Origin of the sequence: Actinomadura sp. NPDC047616, assembly GCF_040642915.1 — a bacterium.
Taxonomy (GTDB): Bacteria; Actinomycetota; Actinomycetes; order Streptosporangiales; family Streptosporangiaceae; genus Spirillospora; species Spirillospora miaoliensis.
Genome location: NZ_JBEYTB010000009.1, coordinates 270,471 through 288,361 on the forward strand (window position 1 = coordinate 270,471; position 17,891 = coordinate 288,361).

At 73.9% G+C, this 17,891-nt stretch carries 14 protein-coding genes; 8 read left to right on the forward strand and 6 right to left on the reverse strand.

What is annotated here, in order from left to right; translation table 11 throughout:
* Window positions 1–15: 15 nt before the first annotated feature.
* Window positions 16–999 (reverse strand): ATP-binding cassette domain-containing protein, encoded by a 984-nt coding sequence (locus tag ABZ801_RS22920; RefSeq protein ID WP_344946907.1) that lies wholly within the window; start codon window positions 997–999, stop codon window positions 16–18.
* Window positions 1,000–1,315: 316 nt separating this feature from the next.
* Between ABZ801_RS22920 and ABZ801_RS22925 the strand changes: the two genes are divergently transcribed.
* Entirely contained in the window at window positions 1,316–1,888 is a 573-nt protein-coding gene (locus ABZ801_RS22925; RefSeq protein ID WP_360700971.1) for a PH domain-containing protein, read from the forward strand.
* Window positions 1,885–3,387, forward strand: coding sequence for a PH domain-containing protein (locus ABZ801_RS22930; RefSeq protein WP_360700974.1), 1,503 nt, complete (start codon window positions 1,885–1,887; stop codon window positions 3,385–3,387). The genes ABZ801_RS22925 and ABZ801_RS22930 overlap by 4 nt, the downstream gene beginning before the upstream one ends.
* A 41-nt stretch (window positions 3,388–3,428) precedes the next feature.
* On the opposite strand, the gene sepH is transcribed toward ABZ801_RS22930, so the two are convergent.
* Window positions 3,429–5,105, reverse strand: a complete 1,677-nt coding sequence (gene sepH / locus ABZ801_RS22935) for a septation protein SepH (RefSeq protein ID WP_360700976.1) — start codon at window positions 5,103–5,105, stop codon at window positions 3,429–3,431.
* 402 nt (window positions 5,106–5,507) lie between these two features.
* Between sepH and ABZ801_RS22940 the strand changes: the two genes are divergently transcribed.
* The gene (locus tag ABZ801_RS22940; RefSeq protein ID WP_360700979.1) at window positions 5,508–6,527 is read left to right on the forward strand and encodes a hypothetical protein; all 1,020 of its coding nucleotides are present in this window, start codon (window positions 5,508–5,510) and stop codon (window positions 6,525–6,527) included.
* 13 nt (window positions 6,528–6,540) lie between these two features.
* On the opposite strand, the gene ABZ801_RS22945 is transcribed toward ABZ801_RS22940, so the two are convergent.
* Window positions 6,541–7,851 (reverse strand): D-arabinono-1,4-lactone oxidase, encoded by a 1,311-nt coding sequence (locus ABZ801_RS22945; protein ID WP_360700982.1) that lies wholly within the window; start codon window positions 7,849–7,851, stop codon window positions 6,541–6,543.
* 50 nt (window positions 7,852–7,901) lie between these two features.
* The gene (locus ABZ801_RS22950) at window positions 7,902–9,086 is read right to left on the reverse strand and encodes an MFS transporter (protein ID WP_360700985.1); all 1,185 of its coding nucleotides are present in this window, start codon (window positions 9,084–9,086) and stop codon (window positions 7,902–7,904) included.
* 351 nt (window positions 9,087–9,437) lie between these two features.
* Between ABZ801_RS22950 and ABZ801_RS22955 the strand changes: the two genes are divergently transcribed.
* The 3 genes from ABZ801_RS22955 to ABZ801_RS22965 all read left to right on the forward strand — a co-directional run bounded on the left by ABZ801_RS22955 (window position 9,438) and on the right by ABZ801_RS22965 (window position 12,467).
* A complete protein-coding gene (locus tag ABZ801_RS22955) occupies window positions 9,438–10,553 on the forward strand; it encodes a lytic transglycosylase domain-containing protein (protein ID WP_360700987.1) in 1,116 nt (371 codons plus the stop codon).
* A gap of 123 nt (window positions 10,554–10,676) precedes the next feature.
* Window positions 10,677–11,612 (forward strand): ferrochelatase, encoded by a 936-nt coding sequence (locus tag ABZ801_RS22960; RefSeq protein ID WP_360700990.1) that lies wholly within the window; start codon window positions 10,677–10,679, stop codon window positions 11,610–11,612.
* A gap of 36 nt (window positions 11,613–11,648) precedes the next feature.
* Window positions 11,649–12,467, forward strand: coding sequence for an inositol monophosphatase family protein (locus tag ABZ801_RS22965; protein ID WP_360700993.1), 819 nt, complete (start codon window positions 11,649–11,651; stop codon window positions 12,465–12,467).
* 226 nt (window positions 12,468–12,693) lie between these two features.
* Here the strand turns inward: ABZ801_RS22965 and ABZ801_RS22970 are convergent, their stop codons facing one another.
* Window positions 12,694–12,870: a hypothetical protein gene (locus tag ABZ801_RS22970; protein ID WP_344946882.1), complete on the reverse strand. Its 177-nt coding sequence runs from the start codon at window positions 12,868–12,870 to the stop codon at window positions 12,694–12,696.
* A gap of 190 nt (window positions 12,871–13,060) precedes the next feature.
* Between ABZ801_RS22970 and ABZ801_RS22975 the strand changes: the two genes are divergently transcribed.
* Complete coding sequence (locus ABZ801_RS22975) at window positions 13,061–13,714, forward strand: response regulator transcription factor (RefSeq protein ID WP_344946879.1); 654 nt, start codon at window positions 13,061–13,063, stop codon at window positions 13,712–13,714.
* The gene (locus ABZ801_RS22980; RefSeq protein WP_360700998.1) at window positions 13,711–15,024 is read left to right on the forward strand and encodes a HAMP domain-containing sensor histidine kinase; all 1,314 of its coding nucleotides are present in this window, start codon (window positions 13,711–13,713) and stop codon (window positions 15,022–15,024) included. Before ABZ801_RS22975 ends, ABZ801_RS22980 begins: the two co-directional genes overlap by 4 nt.
* 60 nt (window positions 15,025–15,084) lie before the next feature.
* Here ABZ801_RS22980 and ABZ801_RS22985 read toward each other — a convergent pair whose 3' ends face one another.
* Window positions 15,085–17,889: an ABC transporter substrate-binding protein gene (locus ABZ801_RS22985; protein WP_360701000.1), complete on the reverse strand. Its 2,805-nt coding sequence runs from the start codon at window positions 17,887–17,889 to the stop codon at window positions 15,085–15,087.
* Between the last annotated feature and the right edge of the window lie 2 nt (window positions 17,890–17,891).

Here is a 17,891-nt window from a genome sequence, read left to right on the forward strand (position 1 = left end):
GCCGCTGCGGCTCACTCATACGGTGGCTCCTTCGTTCTCGGGCAGCTCGCCGGACGCCTTCTCCACCTCGTCGGTGTGGTGGCCGGTCAGGGCGAAGAACACCTCGTCCAGGCTGGACTTGCGCAGCGACAGCTCGCCGACGGTGACGCCCGCGTCGTCCAGGCGGCGCACCACCGCGGGCATGACCGCCGGGTCGGTGACCGGGACGGACACCAGCCCGTCGCGCACCTCGGGGGAGTCGCCGGTCAGCTCGGCGACGACCCGCGCCACGGTGACGTGGTCGGCCTCGTGCACCGGCCGCACCTCCAGCACCTGGCCGCCGGCCTGCGCCTTCAGCTCGTCCGAGCTGCCGTGCGCGATGACCGTGCCGCGGTCGATGACGATGATGTCCTCGGCGAGCTGGTCGGCCTCCTCCAGGTACTGGGTGGTCAGCAGCACGGTGACGCCGTCGTCGGCCAGGCCGCGCACGATGTCCCACAGGCCGCCGCGGCTGCGCGGGTCCAGGCCGGTGGTGGGCTCGTCCAGGAACAGGATCTGCGGCCGCCCGACCAGGCTGGCGGCCAGGTCGAGCCGGCGGCGCATGCCGCCGGAGTAGGTCTTGGCGGCGCGCTCGGCCGCGTCGGTCAGCTCGAAGCGCTCCAGCAGCTCGGCGGCGCGCGCCTTGGCCTGGCGGCGCGGCAGGCCCAGCAGCCGCCCGATCAGCACCAGGTTCTCGGTGCCGGTGAGCATCTCGTCGACGGCGGCGTACTGCCCGGTCAGGCCGATGAGCTGGCGCACCTGGTGCGCCTGCCGGACCACGTCGAAGCCGCCGACCTCGGCGGTGCCGGCCGTGGGTTCGAGCAGCGTGGCCAGGATCCGGGTGGTGGTGGTCTTGCCGGCGCCGTTGGGGCCGAGCACCCCGAGCACGGTGCCGGGTTCGACGGTGAACGAGACGCCGGCCAGGGCCTGCGTCTCGCCGAACCGCTTCACCAGGCCGTCGGCCCGGATGGCGTGGGTCATGAGGGAACTCCTCGCTCCTTCGTCAGCCGATAGGGGTCGGTCAGCGAATCGGGCGGCGGTCACCGGCTCGCCGGGGATGGTCGTTCGCCGGCCGTCCGGCCGCGGTGGCGACGGGACAAACTAGGCGCTGTCCGGTGCGCCGCGCATCCAGTTTTCCCGCCGTTGCTGACGGCACGCTGGCAGCGCGGCGGCGTCCGGGACCACCGTCGCACACGGGGCTGACAGAACGCTGAGATCGCCGTCACGGCCGCGGACTCCGCCGGCGGGTGCCGGCGCCGTGCGCTGGTGAGACGCCGGGGGCCATAAACTCGGGGACGTGACGACGGTGCGGCGCACCCACGAGCCCGACGGCGGGACGCCGCACCCGCCGCGGTTGCGGCCGCCCGCGCACCGGGTGGCGCGCCGCGCCATGGCGCACTGGGCGATCGAGTCGACCCTGCTGTGGGGCCTGGCCTCGGGGCTGGCCTGGGGCGTGGCCGCCTTCGTCGACGAATGGGACGGCACGCGCCGCTGGGACGGCCTGCTCGGCTGGCTCGGCGAACGGGCCTGGTGGCTGCCGGTCGTGGTGGTCGCCGCCGGGGTGCTCATGACGGCCGTCACGCCGGTGTGGCGCTACCGGGTGCACCGCTGGGAGGTGAGCGCCGACGTCGTCTACACCCGGACCGGCTGGTTCAGCCGCGAGTGGCTGCTGGTCCCGGTGAGCCGCATCCAGACCGTCGACACCGAGCAGGGCTGGATCGAACGGCTGCTGGGCCTGGCCACCATCGAGATCAACACCGCCTCGCACGCGGGGTCGTCCGAGGTGGCGGGGCTGCCGGTGGACGTGGCGGCGCGGCTGGCCGAACAGCTCGCCCACCGGGCGCACGACCTGCGCGACGACGCGACGTGACCACGCGCGACGAGGACCGGGACGCCGCCGCTGCCGCCGCCGCGCGGCCGCACGCGGCACGGCTGCATCCGCTGACGTTCGTCGTTGGCGCCGTCCGCGAGCTGATCGCCCTGCTGGCGGCCGGCGCGGCCGGGCTCGCCGTGGGCGGGCTGTCCACGGCGTTCTTCTTCACCCTGGCGGGGCTGGCGTTCGGGCTGCTGGTGCACGTGGCCGGCTGGGCGACGTTCACCTACACCCTGTACGACGACCGCCTGGAGTTGCGCCGGGCCCTCGTCGGCCGTTCGGTCAAGACGATCCCGCGTGACCGCATCCGCGGCGTCGACATCAGCGCGGCGCTTCCGCACCGGCTGCTGAGACTGGCCATCGTGCACATCGACGCGGGCGCGGACGGGGGAGAGGGCGTGCTGAACGCCGTCTCCCGCCAGGAGGCCGAACGGCTGCGCCGCCTCCTGCTGACCGCGCACACCGTGTCCCCGGAGGAACCGGTGCGCGCGCCGCAACGCGTACTGGCGCGGATGCGTCCCCGCTGGTTCCTGTACGCGCCGTTGAGCGGCGCCTACCTGCTGACGCCGTTCGCGCTCGCGGGAAGCTTCCTGGGAACGCTCTACAACCTCGGGGACGACCTGGGGCTCATCACGCGCGAACGCGTCGAGAACGTGGGCCACGACGTGGTGGGCCTGCCCACGGCCGTGGTCGTCACCGTGGCGGTGCTGTTCGTCCTGGCCATGCCGGTGATGTCGGTGGTGGCGTTCGCCTTGTTCAACTGGGATTTCACCGTGTACGAGCGCCACGGCTCCGTGGTGGCCCAACGCGGACTGGTCACGCGCCGCAGCGTGTCCCTGGAACGGCGCCGCCTGCGCGGGGTGGAACTGACCGACAACCCGTTCGAACGCCTCACCCGGGTGACGCGCCTGGGCGCCCTGGTGACGGGCCTGGGGGACGCGTCGCATCGCGGCCGTTTGCTGCCCGCCTCCCCGCGTCCGTTCGCCGTGGACCTGGCGGAACGGGTGCTCGGCTCCACCCCCGCCCCGCTGGTGGGGCATCCGCCAGCGGCGCGCGGCCGCCGCGTCGTGCGTGCCACGGCGCCCCCGCTCGGGCTGGCGGCGCTGGCGCTGCTGGCGGGCCGGCCCACGGTCGCCTACGGCTGTGTCGTGCTGGCCCTGCTGGGCATACCGCTGGGCCTGGACCGTTACCGGCAGTTGGGGCACGCCACGGACGAGGCCCGTCTCACCGTACGGTCGGGTTCGCTGCGGCGCCGCCAGGTGGTCGTCGAGCACGGCGCCGTGGTCGGCTGGCGGATCCGGCAGACGCTGTTCCAGCGCAGGCTCAGGCTGTCGACGCTCGTCGTCGCCGTCGGGGCCGGGGACGGCGCCTGCCCCGCCATCGACATGGCGCACGACGACGCCGTGGCGTTCGCCGCCCGCATCACCCCCGAGTGGGTCGCCCCCTTCCTGGAGGACGACCCCAGGCTGGACGACGACCCCGGCGCCGAACGCTAGCGCGCGGCCGGATGTGGCCGCGCCGCCCGGCCGGGGGCCGCTCAGTCGGGGCGGCGGGCGCCGAACATGATCTCGTCCCAGGACGGCACGGACGCGCGCTTGCCCTTGGCGCGGCGGCGGTTGCGCGCGGGCCGCTGCGGCGCCGGGGCGTCGCCCGCGGGCGTTCCGGTGCCGGGCTTGTCCACCTGGGCGGCGGGCATGGCGGCGCGTCCCGCCGACTTCTTCTTGGCCGCGGGACGTGCGGGCTGGTGCGCGGGACGCTGCGGCGGGGCCGGCTTGGGCGCGGCTGCGGCGGGTGCGGCGGGCTCCTGGGGCGGGGCCGCCGGTTCCGGCTCGGCGGCTGCGGCGGGGGCCTCCGCTGGAATCTCGGCTGGCGGCTCGGCAGGGGTCTCGGCCTGCGGCTCCTCGGCTGCGGCGGAAGGCTCGGGCTCGGCGGGCTCGGCCGGTTCGTTCTTCGGCGTGTCGGCCTGCGCGGCCTCGGCCTCCTCCGGTTGCGGCGCCTCCTCGGCCTCCTGGGCCTCGGCCTCGTCATCAGTCGCGGCCTCGGTGGCGGTCTCGGTGGCGGCCTCCGCCGCAGCGGGCTGAGGTTCGGCCTCGGCGGGCTCGTCCTGCGGCTCCTCGGCGTCGGCGGCCTCGGAGTCCTCGGCGTGCTCGGAAGCCTCGGCGGCCTCGGCGGCGGGCTGCTCCTCCTCCGGCCGGGGTTCCGGCTCGGCGGTGGCGGCCTCGGGCGCCTCCTGCGCCCCGGCGTCGGCCGCCTCGTCCTCCTGAGGCGGCTCCTGCGGCTCCTGAGGCGCCTCCTGGGCGGGCGCGGGGGACGCGGCGAGGGCGCCCTCGCCCGGCGGCGACGCGGCGGCGGCCGGCTCCTCACGCGGCGGCGGGACGGACGCCTCGCGCGGCGGCGCGGCCGGAGCCTCGGGCAGGGACAGCGGCTGCGGACGCGGCTCGACGATCCGCGTCGGCACGGCGGCCCGCAGCGGCGGTTCGGCGGGCGGCTCGTACCCGGCGGGAATGCCGCGCGCCGCCGGGCCGGGCACCGGCGCCGGGCCGAGGCCGAACTCGCGCGCGTCGCTGACGACCTTCATCGCGGGACGGCGCGGCACCAGCGGCGTGACGGTGTCGCCGAGCGAGTCGTCCTCGTCGTCCCAGTCCACGGCGGTCAGCCGCGCGGCGACCTCGTCCAGCGGCGACACGTGCCGGCGCCGCGGGTCGAACACCCACTCGGCGGCGTGCGGACGGCCGTTCTCGAAGAACGACAGGCGCACCCGCCAGGTGTTGTCCTCGCACTTCCAGGAGTCCCACTCGACGTCCTCGAGGTCCACGCCGCCCCGGCCGAGGCGCTCCTCGACGGTCTCGCCCAGCGGCGGCCCGGGAGTGGACTCGCCCGGCCGGCGCACCGCGACCCGCTGGGCCTGCTGGGCCATGTACTCGCGTTCCTGCAGGACCGGACCCTCGAACCAGCGGACGCGTTCCACCGGGATCCCGGCGGACTCGGCGATCTCCTCCGCCGTCTCGCCGGACCGGATGCGAGCCTGGATCTCCTTGGGGCGCAAGGGACTCTCCACTTCGATCTCGAACTGGCCGAGGCGGGAGAAGTGCCCACGGACCGCTGCGCGCAGCCGATCGTCGACGGGCAGGGTGAACCGGGTGCCTCGGCCCGCGGTGGCCAGGACGAGGTACGTACCGTCCTCGCTGACCGCGACGAGGCGCAGCTCCTGCATGCGTGTCCTTCCTGCCCTTCCTGACGGCACTGAGGGCGCATGCGTGCCCTTCCCCCGGAATCCCGAGTCTCTCTTTCGGACACACCTGCTGCCAGCACCGTACCCGGCATGTCCGAACATCGCCGCTCTCGAAGCCCTCTTCACGAGGCTGAAGAGGGCACCTGACCTAGCTTGCCCGTGCGACGGTCCGGCCGGGGGCGCCCTGCCTGATTCTTGTGGATCCTTTTCCACACTGTGCCCGATGCGAGCCCGCGGCTCCAGTCCCGCCGCACGCGTCGCGTCCCGGCGCGGCAGTTGCGATCGTCACGTCCGTGTCTGGAACACCCGCAGAGTGCCGTTAGTTTCGGTTTGCGGGACTTTACCGGGTTTGTGTGGGACGAATTTTTAGGGGGAAGCGCGTCGATGCAGCGACGGCTGCCGGATGTCAGTACCACCCAGCTCATCGCGAGCGGTGTCGCCACATTGGCCGCCGCCTGGGGAGCGTCGTACCTGGGCGTGTACGGGACGATCCTCGGCGCTGCCTTCATGAGCGTGGCGTCCACGGCGGGCACCGCGGTCTGCAAGTACTACCTCGACCAGGGCAAGGAACAGCTCCAGGAGAAGAACGAGGAGACCGCGCGGGAGGCGGTGCGGGAGGCCACCAGCGCCGACCCCACGCGCACCGTGGTCTGGCCCGAGGGACTGCACCCCGCGGACCCGGCGCTGCTCGTCAGCGACCCCGGCGCCACACGCCCGGACCTGAGCACGCGCCCGTCCGACCCCAACGCGACTCGCCTTGACCCGGGCGCCCTGTACCCGCCGGGCGGGTCGGACCCCAACGCCACACGTATCGACGTCCCGGTGCCGCACGCCGTGGCCGACCCCACGCAGGCCGTGGCCGGCACCCTCGTCGACGAGGCGGGGGATGAGGCCGTCAGGGCAGCCGCATGGCGGACCGCGTTCGACGCCACGGTCCTGTGGGCCCGGCAGCGCTGGAAGGTGCTTCTGCTGTCGTCGGCGGTCGTGTTCGCCATCGTCATGGGAGGCATCAGCCTCTACGAGTGGCAGACCGGAAAGCCGATCGGGAACAGCGCCGAGAAGGGCACGACCCTCAACCACGTGTTCGGCGGCGGCAGCGCGAGCGGCGACGGCGGCGGAAGCGACGTCACGCCCACGCCCGCCACGTCCGACCAGGACACCGACAGCCCGTCCACTCCGTCCACCGGCCCGTCCACCGACCCCACGCAACAGGCGTCCTCCGAGCCGGGCCCCACGCCCACCACGAGCGTCCCGCAGGTGCCGTCGTCCCGCCCGACGACGTCCACGCCGTCCCGCACGCCCACCCAGGCTCCGCCCAGCACACCCGGCGGCGGCCAGGAGGATCCCGGCGGCGGCCAAGACGACACCGACACCGGCCCGAACCCCGACTCGACCCCGCGTTGACCGCGAGCCGGGATCAGTCGCCGAAGACGCGGCGGGTGTAGGGGTTGGCGAAGCGGCGGTCGGGGTCGAGGTCGTCGCGCAGGGCGACGAAGTCGTTGAAGCGCGGATAGACCGTCTCCAGATAGGCGGCGTCGCGGGTGTGGAGTTTGCCCCAATGGGGGCGGCCGCCGACCGCGGTCATCAGTTCCTCGACGCCCTGGAAGTACTCCTCGTGCCGGTCGCGGTGGTAGACGTGCACGGCGATGAACGCGGTGGGGCGGTCGTGGGCCATCGACAGCCACGCGTCCTCGGGCGGCAGCAGGCGCACCTCGATCGGGAAGCTGATGCGCCAGTCCCGCTTGTCGAACAGGGCGCGCAGCTCGCGCAGCGTCGGCAGGAGCACCTCGCGTGGGATCGCGTACTCCTGCTCCTTGAAACGCACCGTGCGCGGGCTGGTGAAGACCTTGTACGAGGTGTCGCTGTAGGTGCGCGCCCCCAGTGCCTTGGCCGACACGGCGTTGAGGCGCGGGGTGACGGCCGGCGCGCGGTGCGTGACGCGGTTCAGGACCCCGAACACGGTGTTGGACAGGAACTGGTCGTCCAGCCAGTACCGCAGTTTCGGCACGGGCTTGGCCGGGCCCTCGACGCGGTTGTTGCGCTTGGTCAGGCACCCGTCGGTGTGCGGGAACCAGTAGAACTCGAAGTGCTCGTTGGCCTCGGCGAACTCGTCCGTGCGCGCCAGCACTTCGTCCCAGCGCATCGGCTGCTCCTGCGCGCGCAGCAGGAAGCGGGGGACGGTGCGCCAGGTGATGGCGGTGACGATGCCGAGCGTGCCCAGGCCCGCGCGCGCGGCGTCGAACAGGTCGGGACGTTCGTCGGGGGAGCAGGTGACCACGCTGCCGTCGGCGAGCACCAGTTCCAGCGCGGCGACCTGGGAGACGAGCCCGGCGGCGTCGCGGCCGGTGCCGTGCGTGGCGGTCTGCAGGGCGCCCGCCACGGTCTGCTCCTGGATGTCCCCCATGTTGGCCAGAGCCAGCCCGTGCTCGTCCAGAAGCATGTTCAGGGCGTGCAGGGGCAGTCCCGCCTCGACGGTGACCAGCCGGGTGGCGGTGTCGACGGAGCGGACGGCTCTGAGGCGGTCGGGGCGCAGCAGGACGCCCTCGGCCACGGCCGCCCCGGTGAAGGAGTGGCCGGTGCCGGTCATCCGGACGGTGCGGCCCTCGTCGGCGGCCGCGCGGACCGCGGCGGCGACCTCGCCGGTGTCGCGGGGGGCAAGGACGCGCCAGGGGACGGCGCGCTGGTTGCCCGCCCAGTTCCACCAGGTCTGCGTGCTCGTGGGGGACATGGCAGGACTCTACTCGTCCCGCCGTTCATGAGGAAAGTTCATGTTTACGGTTAGCCGGTGCGCAGGCGCCGCGTCCCGGCCAGCCCCACGGCCGCCGCCGCCAGCGCGGCGACCAGCGGCACCAGGAACGCGGTGTCGGCCCCGTGCGCGTCCACGACCCGGCCCGCGATCGACGACCCGAACGCCAGCCCCACCCCGACCATCGTCGACACCATCGCCAGGCCCTCGGTCAGCTGGTGCGGCGGCACCAGCCGCTCCACCAGCCCGTATCCCGGGATCACCGTCGGGGAGATCGCCAGCCCGGAGAAGAACACCACGGCCATCATCAGGTACAGATCGCCGACCAGCACGGGCGGCACCAGGCCCACGGCCAGCAGCACCAGCCCCACGCGGAAACGCCGGTCCAGGCGGCTCTCCCAGGCCCGCGCCCCGTACCACAGCGCGGCCACGCCGCTGCCCAGCGCGTAGCAGCCCAGCAGCACCCCGGCCAGCGCCTTGTGCCCCTCCTCCTCGGCGAACGCGACCCCGCTGACGTCGATCGCCGCGAACACCACGCCCAGCATCAGGAACACCGGCGCCAGCACCATGAGCGCCGGGTTGCCGAACAGCGCGCCGCCCCGATCCGCCTCGCGCGGCCGCGGCGGCGGCTCGGTGGCCCGCTGCACCGCCAGCGCCAGGCAGCCCACCAGGGTGAACGCGGCGGCCGCGCCCAGCCCGGCCGCCGGGTGCACGCCCGTGGCCAGCGCCGTGACCAGCAGCGGACCCACCACGAAGATCGTCTCGTCGACCACCGACTCGAACGAGAACGCCGCGTTCAGCCGCGCGGGACGCTGCCGCAGCACGTGCGACCAGCGCGCCCGCACCCAGGCGCCCAGCGACGGCTGCGTCACCCCCGCCAGCGCGGCGGCCGGGAACAGCGTCCAGGTGGCCAGCGCGAACTCGGCGCACAGGATCAGCGCGGCGAACCCGGCGGCGTTGGCCAGCGCCAGCGGAACCAGCACCCGGTGCTGCCCGTGCCGGTCGGCGAACCGGGCGCTCACCGGCCCGCCGGCCGCGTACGCCAGCGACATCGTCGCCGACACCGCGCCCGCGACGCCGTACGAACCGGTGACCGCCGACACCAGCAGGACCACGCCGATCCCCACCATGGACATCGACATGCGACCGACCAGGCCCGCGGCGACGAACAGCCGGGCCCCGGGAACGGCGAGCAGCTCCCGGTACGCGTTGGCCAACCCTGGACCCCTCTCCCCGCCCGGGCGAACTCCCGGGTAACCTCGACCCCTCCGGCCCCCCACGTCGCACCGGAGCGCGCGGCGGCGCACCGCCGCCTCCCCGTGCCGCGACCCGTGAAGTGATCCCGAGGTCAGAACGTGATCACGCTACCTGGACGTAACAACCGAAAAGACCCGGTAACCAAGCCGTAGCGACTCTCGTTGGGAATGGTTGTGGCTTCCTCCCCACCCCCGCACGCCCCCACCCGGCCGCAACGCACCGAGCAGGCGAACACGTCGCAGAAGGCCGAGAGGGCCCGTGCGGCGACGCCTCACCCCCCACGCGGCCGCCGCCGTGGGCTGACGGTCGCCGTGGCCGGCATCGCCGTGCTGTGCGCCGGGAACCTCGGAGGCGGCGTCTACGTCGCGCTGAACGCCGACGACGAACGCGGCACGTCCCGGAACGCCGCGTCGCGCACCCAGAGCCCGCCGACCGGCGTCCCCGGCGGCCCGGTCGCCAACGTCGCCGACGAACGCCAGGTCGCCCCGCTGCGGCGCGTCGTCCCCCCGGACGTGCTGGCCGTGTCACGGGGCGGCCCGATCGGCCGGGCCGAGATCGCCAGGATCGGGAAGCTGCGCCGGGTGCAGGACGTCATCGCGGTGGCGGGCGGGGCGGTGCAGTTGCAGGGACGCGGGATCAACACCTTCGCCGTCGACCCGTCGCAGTTCCGGTCCTGGACGCCGCCGGGCACCGCCAAGCGCAACGAGCTGTGGGAGGCGCTGGCCGCCGGCCGGTTCGTGGTCTCCACCGCGGCGGCCGACCAGCTGCGCCTCGCCCAGGGCACGCGCTACCCGGTGGTGGCTCGCACCGTTCCGCAACTGGAGATGGGCGGGTCGGGCACCCTGGGGCTGCCCGGCATCGACATGCTGGTCGACAGGAAGACCGGCACCGACATGGGCCTGGTGCCCAACGTCGCGGTCATGGTCAACGCACCCGGCGTGGACACGGCGAAACTCGCGGGCTCGGTGAAGAGGATCCTGGGGCGCGACGCCGACGTGGTGAACCTGCACGAGCGGCGCTACCAGGCCCCCGCCGAGGCGGGCGGACGCCCCGGCAGCTACCTGGACCTCTACAAGGAGGCCGCCCGCAGCTGCCCCGGCCTGTCCTGGACGGTCCTCGCCGCCATCGGCCAGGTCGAGAGCGACCACGGCCGCAACGCCGGCCGCTCCAGCGCGGGGGCGCTCGGCCCCATGCAGTTCCTGCCGTCCACGTGGCGCTCCTACGGCGTGGACGGGGACGGCGACGGCAAGGCCGACATCATGAACCCCTACGACGCCATCCCCGCCGCCTCCCGCTACCTGTGCGCCCACGGCGGGGGCAAGGGCGGACGGCAGCTCTACAAGGCGATCTGGGCCTACAACCACGCCGACTGGTACGTCCAGAAGGTCCTGAACCTGGCCAGGGCCTACGCCGTGCGGTACGACTAAGGCCTCGCCCCGTCACCGGGGGGCCGCCGGACGTTCACCCCGGGGGCGCGCACGGCATCGGGACGCGGCTGGTTGGATGGAACCATGACCGCGTTCGGAGCGAGCCGATAAGTGACAGCGCCTATGAGTGACTACGACGCGTTGCTCCTGGTGTCGTTCGGGGGGCCCGAGGGACCCGACGACGTGATGCCGTTCCTGGAGAACGTCACCCGCGGCCGGAACGTCCCCCGGGAGCGCCTGGAACACGTCGCCGAGCACTACCACCTGTTCGGGGGCGTCAGCCCCATCAACGAGCAGTGCCGGCGGCTGAAGGCGGCCATCGAGGCCGACCTGGCCGCGCACTCCATCGACCTGCCGGTGTACTGGGGCAACCGGAACTGGACGCCGTACCTGGCCGACACGGTCCGCCAGATGGCGGCCGACGGCGTACGGCGCGCCGCCGCGTTCGTCACCTCCGCCTACAGCGGCTACTCGACGCACCAGCAGTACCTGGAGGACATCGCCCGGGCACGCGACGAGGTGCCGGGAGCCCCGCAGATCGACAAGCTGCCGGTGTACTGCCGCCGCCCCGGGTTCGTCGACCCGTTCGTGGACGGGGTGCGCGACGCCCTGACGCGGCTGCCGCGGGACGCCCGCCTGGTGTTCACCGCGCACAGCGTGCCGCTGGCGCAGCCCGGCCGCGAGGCCTACGTCGCCGAGCTGGAGGACGTCGCGGCGACCGTCGCCGACCGGGCCGCGCCCGGCCGCCCGTGGGCGCTGGTCTACCAGAGCCGCAGCGGCCCGCCCGCCCAGCCGTGGCTGGAGCCCGACGTCTGCGACCACCTGGACAAGCTGGCGAGCGAGGGCGTCGGCGCGGTGGCGGTCGTGCCGATCGGGTTCGTCTCCGACCACATGGAGGTCAAGTACGACCTGGACGTCGAGGCGGCGGACAAGGCGGCCGCGCTGGGCCTGCGCTTCGAGCGCGTCCCGACGCCCGGCGCCGACCCGCGCTTCGCCGCGCTGGCCCGCGAGCTGATCACCGAGCCGGCCGGCGGGACCGCCCCGGCTGCGGGCCGCTGACGGCCGCCGGGCGACGACGAGATCACGATGAGGGGGATGAGGGTGCGCAGCCTGCCCGAGGAGCTGCTCGAACTGGCGGTGGCCGTGGCCCGCGAGGCGGGCCGGATGCTGGTCGACAAGCGTCCGGCCGAGGGGCCGGACGTGGTGCAGACCAAGTCGAGCCCGACCGACGTGGTCACGCAGATGGACCGGGCCGCCGAGAAGCTGATCATCGACCGGATCCGGGAGGAGCGGCCCGACGACGGCTTCCTCGGCGAGGAGGGCGGCACCCGGGCCGGCGGCAGCGCCGTCCGCTGGGTGATCGACCCCATCGACGGCACCGTCAACTACCTGTACGACCTGCCCGACTGGGGGGTCAGCGTGGCCGCCGAGGTGGACGGCGAGGTCGTCGCGGGCGCGGTCGACATGCCGCGCCGCGGCGAGACCTACACGGCGGCGCGCGGCGGCGGCGCCCTGCTGCACACCGCCACCGGAACCCGCGAGCTGCGCTGCAACACCGGGGTCCCGCTGAACCGGGCGCTGGTGGCCACCGGGTTCGGGTACGAGGCGCGGCGCCGCGCCCGCCAGGCCGAGGTGCTCACCGGGGTGCTGCCGAACGTGCGCGACATCCGCCGGGGCGGCTCGTGCAGCGTGGACCTGTGCTCGCTGGCCGCCGGACGGGTCGACGCGTACTACGAACGCGGCGTCCAGGCGTGGGACGTCGCCGCGGGCGCGCTGGTCGTGCGGGAGGCGGGCGGCCGCGTCGACGGCCTGAACGGCGCCCCCGCGGGCCCCGAACTGGTCATCGCGGCCGCGCCGGGCCTGTGGGAGGAGCTGCACGACCTGCTGGCCCCGCTGGACCCCGCCCGCGACTGAACCTCCGGCGGGGCGTCACAGACCCTGTGGAGGTCCCAGGTCCGTGTGGGGGTTCCAGGGGGTCGTCTCCCTGGGAGAGAAGGCGGGGAGCAGCGGCCCACGCTTTCCGTGGGCACACTGCTCCCAGGTCCGTGTGGGGGTTCCAGGGGGTCGTCCCCCTGGGAGAGAAGGCGGGGAGCAGCGGCCCACGCTTTCCGTGGGCACACTGCTCCCAGCTCTCCGCGCGTTAGTCGCAGCGGGACGGCTCGAGGCCGATGTCGTGGTTCGCTGCGATCCGGCGCAGTTCTTTGATCTCCTCCTGGCGGATGTCGACCAGGTAGGTGTCGCCGACGGCGTGGGCGTGACGCAGCGACTCGTACGCGTCGTCGAGCCGCTGCTGGATCGCACGTGACAACTCGCCCATGGACCTCCTCCCGGGAACAGGCCACCCTTACCCACACCTACGCTTGAAATAAACCTGTTTCGGGATGAAATTTTCACTGCAACCTCACATACCCCCCAGTGCGCCGCTGACCAGGGAACTTACCGGCGTCTTACGGTGGACGTGGGATACCTGATGCCGTGGCCGGGCCGTAGGCCGAGGAGGAGACGAAGTGCGTGTTCTGGTCGTCGAGGACGAGCGGGTCCTCGCGGACGCGATCGCCACCGGGCTGCGCCGTGAGGCGCTCGCCGTGGACGTCGCCTACGACGGCGCGGGCGCGCTCGACCGGGCCGGGGTCAACGAGTACGACGTGATCGTGCTCGACCGCGACCTGCCCAGGGTGCACGGCGACGAGGTCTGCAAGCGGCTGGTCGCCCGCCGCTACCCCGCCCGCATCATCATGCTCACCGCCGCGGGGGAGCTGGACGACAAGGTCGAGGGCCTGTCCATCGGCGCCGACGACTACCTGGCCAAGCCGTTCGCGTTCGTCGAGCTGATCGCCCGGGTGCGGGCCCTCGGGCGGCGCGCCGCCGCCCCGCTGCCGCCGGTGCTGGAGCGCGCCGGGATCACCCTGGACCCGGCCCGCCGCGAGGTGCAGCGCGACGGCCGCACGGTCGACCTGACCCGTAAGGAGTTCGCGGTGCTGGAGGTGCTGCTCAGCGCGGACGGCGCGGTGGTCAGCTCCGAGCAGCTGCTGGAGAAGGCATGGGACGAGCACATCGACCCGTTCACCAACGTGGTGCGGGTCACGATGATGACACTGCGCAAGAAGCTGGGGGACCCGCCGATCATCGAGACGGTCCCGGGAGTGGGGTACCGCCTGTGACCCGGCCCTCCGGATCCCAGAACGCGACCGGCGACGCCCCGCCGCCCGCCGACGTCCAGCCGGCCGCGACGCGTCCCGGCCCCGTCCCCGGCGGATGGCAGGGGAGCGGGCAGGGCGGATGGCACGGCTCCACCGGGCCCAACCCGCTGCCGCTCGGCGGCAGGGGCGGCGGCCGCGGCGGCGCGTCCTTCGGCGCCGACGTGCGCGCGCTGCCGAGCCGGGTGAGCGTGCGGCTGCGCCTGACCGTGCTGTACGGGCTGCTGTTCTTCATGGCCGGGGCGCTGCTGCTGTTCGTGACCTACTTCCTGGTCGGCTCGATCCTCAACTCGGTGTTCCCGCGCGGCTATGTGATCTACACGCCGTCCGGGCCGCCGCTGGACCCGGAGGTGCTCAAGGAGCTCACCATGAAGCGGCTGGTCAGCCGGTCGCTGGTGGCGCTGGCCGGGGTCGGGATCATCGCCCTGGTGCTGGGCTACTTCGTCGCCGACCGGGCGCTCAGCCCGCTGCAGAAGGTGACCGCGACCGCGCGGCGCCTGTCGGAGAGCACCCTGCACGAGCGCATCGCGCTGGAGGGCCCCGACGACGAGATCAAGGAGCTGGCCGACACCTTCGACGCGATGCTGGAGCGGCTCGGGCAGGCGTTCGACTCCCAGCGCCGGTTCGTCGCCAACGCCTCGCACGAGCTGCGCACCCCCCTGGCGATCAACCGGACGCTGCTGGAGGTGGCGCTCGGCGACCCCGAGGCGTCCGACGACCTGAAGACGGTGGGCCGCACGCTGCTGGCGACCAACGCCCGGCACGAACGGCTGATCGAGGGTCTGCTGCTGCTGGCCCGCAGCGAACGCCAGCTCACCACCCGCACCCCCGTGAACCTGGCCGAGGTCGCCGCCACCGTGCTGGAGACGCACGGCAAGCGCGAGCACGACAACGACGTCACCGTCCACCCCGAGCTGACCACGGGCACGACGCTGGGCGATCCGGTGCTGCTGGAGCACCTGGTGTCCAACCTGGTCGACAACGCCGTCAAGCACAACGCCGACGGCGGCGAGGTCTGGGTGCGCACCGGCGTGCTGGACGGGTACGCCACCGTGCAGGTGGAGAACACCGGCCCGGTCGTGCCCGCCTACGAGGTGGACCGCCTGTTCGAGCCGTTCCGCAGGCTCAACGCCGACCGGGTCGAGTCGGCCAAGGGCGCCGGGCTGGGGCTGTCGATCGTGCGCTCGGTGGTGCTGGCCCACCGCGGCACGGTGTACGCCGCGCCGCGCACGGGCGGCGGCCTCATCGTGACGGTGCGCCTGCCGCTCGGCTGACCGGCCCCGCCCGCGACGGCCCCGTTTCCGCGGCGGGGCCTATGGCCGAGACGGGGCCCGCTACTTGCGGGCGGCGGTGGCCACGGTCGGGTCGCCGTCGGGGTCGAGGCCCAGGCCGGTGAACCTGTCGGACACCAGGGCCCCGTCCATGTCCGTCAGCACCGGGATGATGGCCATGTCGTCCAGGGCGCGCTTCTCGGAGGCCAGCATGCCGCGCGTGCGGCTGGCCTCGTCGCGGGTGGTGATGGCCCTGGCCAGGGTGGCGTCGAACGTCGCGTCCTTCCAGCCGCCGTAGTTGGTCCGGCCGTTGTCGGCGGTGGCGATCTGGTCGCCGCCCAGCAGCGGCTGCAGCATCGTGTACGCCGACGGGTAGTCGGGCTGCCAGCCCAGCGCGATCAGGCCCTCGGCGTCCTTGGCCGTGATCTCCTTGGTGAACTGCCGGTAGTCCTCGATCGGGACGGCCCGCAGGGTCACCTCCCAGCCCAGCACCTGCTTGAGCTGCTCGGCGACCGCCTGCGTCCAGACCCGGTAGGTGCCGGTCTCGCGGAAATAGATGTTCAGTTCGGTGCCCGGCCCCAGCCCCGCCGCCTCGGCCAGGCGCCTGGCCTCAGCGGTGTTCTGGCGCTCGCACGCCGGGCAGCGGCCGCTCTCCGCGAACCCGGGGACGGCGGGCGACACCAGCCCGATCGCCGGGCGGCCGAGCCCGTGCATCGCGGTGTCGCCGATCCGCTTGCGGTCGAGCGCGTACGAGACGGCCTGGCGCGCCCGGCGGTCGCGCATCGGCCCGCGCGTGGTGATCGGGATCAGCAGCCGCTGGGACATGGCGGGGCGGACCTGGAGGTTCCGCTCGGTCCGGGCCGAACGCGTCGTGTCGGTGCCGACGGGGATCCAGTCGACCGAGCCCGCCGCGAACGAGGAGATCCGCAGCGCCGGGTTCGCCGACAACTGCACCCGCACGCCGTCGAGTTTCGTCCTGCCGAACGCCCACCGTTCGTTGCGGACCAGAACCGCCTCCTGGTTCGCCCGGTAGGACTGCAGCTTGAACGGGCCGTTGCCGATCGGGTTGAGGTTGTAGGACCGGTTGTCCTGCTTGCCCGCGTCCTTCGGCGCCGGCGCGAAGACGGGGTCGGCCAGGCGCTCGTCGAACTCGCAGTCGGCCCCGTCGAGCTCCACCTGCAGCAGGTTGCCCGACGCCCGCACGCCCTCGAAGGTCTGCGACCGGCCCCCCGACACCGCCACGTACCCCTTGATGCCGGACATCAGGAACCCGTTGGCCTGAACGCTCCTGGCGTTACGGGCCCAGCCGCGGGCGAACGCCTCGGCGTCCACCGGCTCCCCGTCGGAGAACGTGGTGCCCGGCTTGATCTCGATCTTCCACTGGCGGCACGCGTCGTCGGGGGTGATGCTGCGGGCCAGGCGCAGCCGGCTCGTGCCGTCCCGGGTGACCTCGGTGAGCCCGGTGAACAGCTGCTTGGACAGGAAGCGCTCGGTGCCGAGCCCGGCGTGGGAGGGGTCGATCTCGCCGTTGGTGGACGTCGGCGTGGCCAGCGCCAGCCGCGCCTCGCCGCCCTCCTGGGGCGCCGGGGGCCGGTTCTCGTCGCCGTTCATCTGCGTGAGGACCACGCTCGCGCCGACGACCAGCGCGACGAGCGCCGCGCCGCCGCCCGCGGCCAGCACGCCGATGCCGCGCCGCCGGGACCGGCCGCCGGAGCCGCCTGGGGACGTCGCCGACGGCAGCTGCTGCCAGGAGGGATGGGCGACCGGGCCGTTGCCCGGCCGGCCGGGCGCGGGCGGCGGCGTCCACGCACCGCCCGGCGTGCCCGGTGCCCGCGGCCCCGGACCCGCCGGAGCGCCTTGCGGGAACCCCTGCGGCAGCGCAGGCGGCGCGAAGGCGCCCTGCGCGGGCTGAGGCGTCGCCTGCGGGCCGCCCGGAGCGTACGCGGAGTCCGGCGGCGCCAGGCCCAGACGGGTGTCGGTGGCGGCCGCCTCGGCGCCCTGGTTGAGCATCGCGGCCGGCGCCTCGGGCGCCGCCTCGGCGGCGGGCCCCGGCAGGCTGCCGGCCAGCACCAGCAGCTGCATCAGCACCTGCTGCGACGACGGCCGCGCGGCCGGGTCCTTGCTCAGGCAACGGGCGACCAGGCCGCGCAGCGGCTCGGTCAGCGCGCCCAGGTCCGGCGGCAGGTTGAGGATGCGGTGCATGACCGCGGGGATGGAGTCCTGGCCGAACGCGGCATGGCCGGAGGCGGCGTACACCATCGTGGCGCCCCAGGCCCACACGTCGGCCTGCGGGCCGATGCGGCCGCCGGTGATCTGCTCGGGCGCCATGTAGGCGGGGGTGCCGACAGCGGTGCTGGACATGGTGCCGGTGGCGTCCAGCGCCCGGGCGATCCCGAAGTCGATCACGCGCGGCCCGTCCGGGGCGACCAGCACGTTGGCGGGCTTGAAGTCGCGGTGCACCACCCCGGCCTGGTGGATGGCGGCCAGCGCGGTCATCGTGCCGATCGCCAGCCGGTCCAGGTCGCCGCCCGAACGCGGACCCTTGGTGGCCAGCACCTTCGACAGCGACGGCCCGTCGATGTACTCGCTGACGATGTAGGGCCGGTCGCCCTCCACGTCGGCGTCCAGGATGCGCGCGGTGCAGAACGGCGACACCCGCCGCGCCACCTGGAGTTCGGCGGCGAACCGGGACCGGGCCTTGGCGTCGCCGCTGAACCGGGCGTGCAGCAGCTTGATCGCCACACGGTCGCCGCCGTCGCCCTCGGCCAGGTACACCGAGCCCTGGCCGCCCTCGCCGAGCAGCCCCGTCAGCCGGTAGGCGCCCAGCCGTTCGGGATCGCCCGGGCGCAGCGGGGCGATTTCCGCCATCG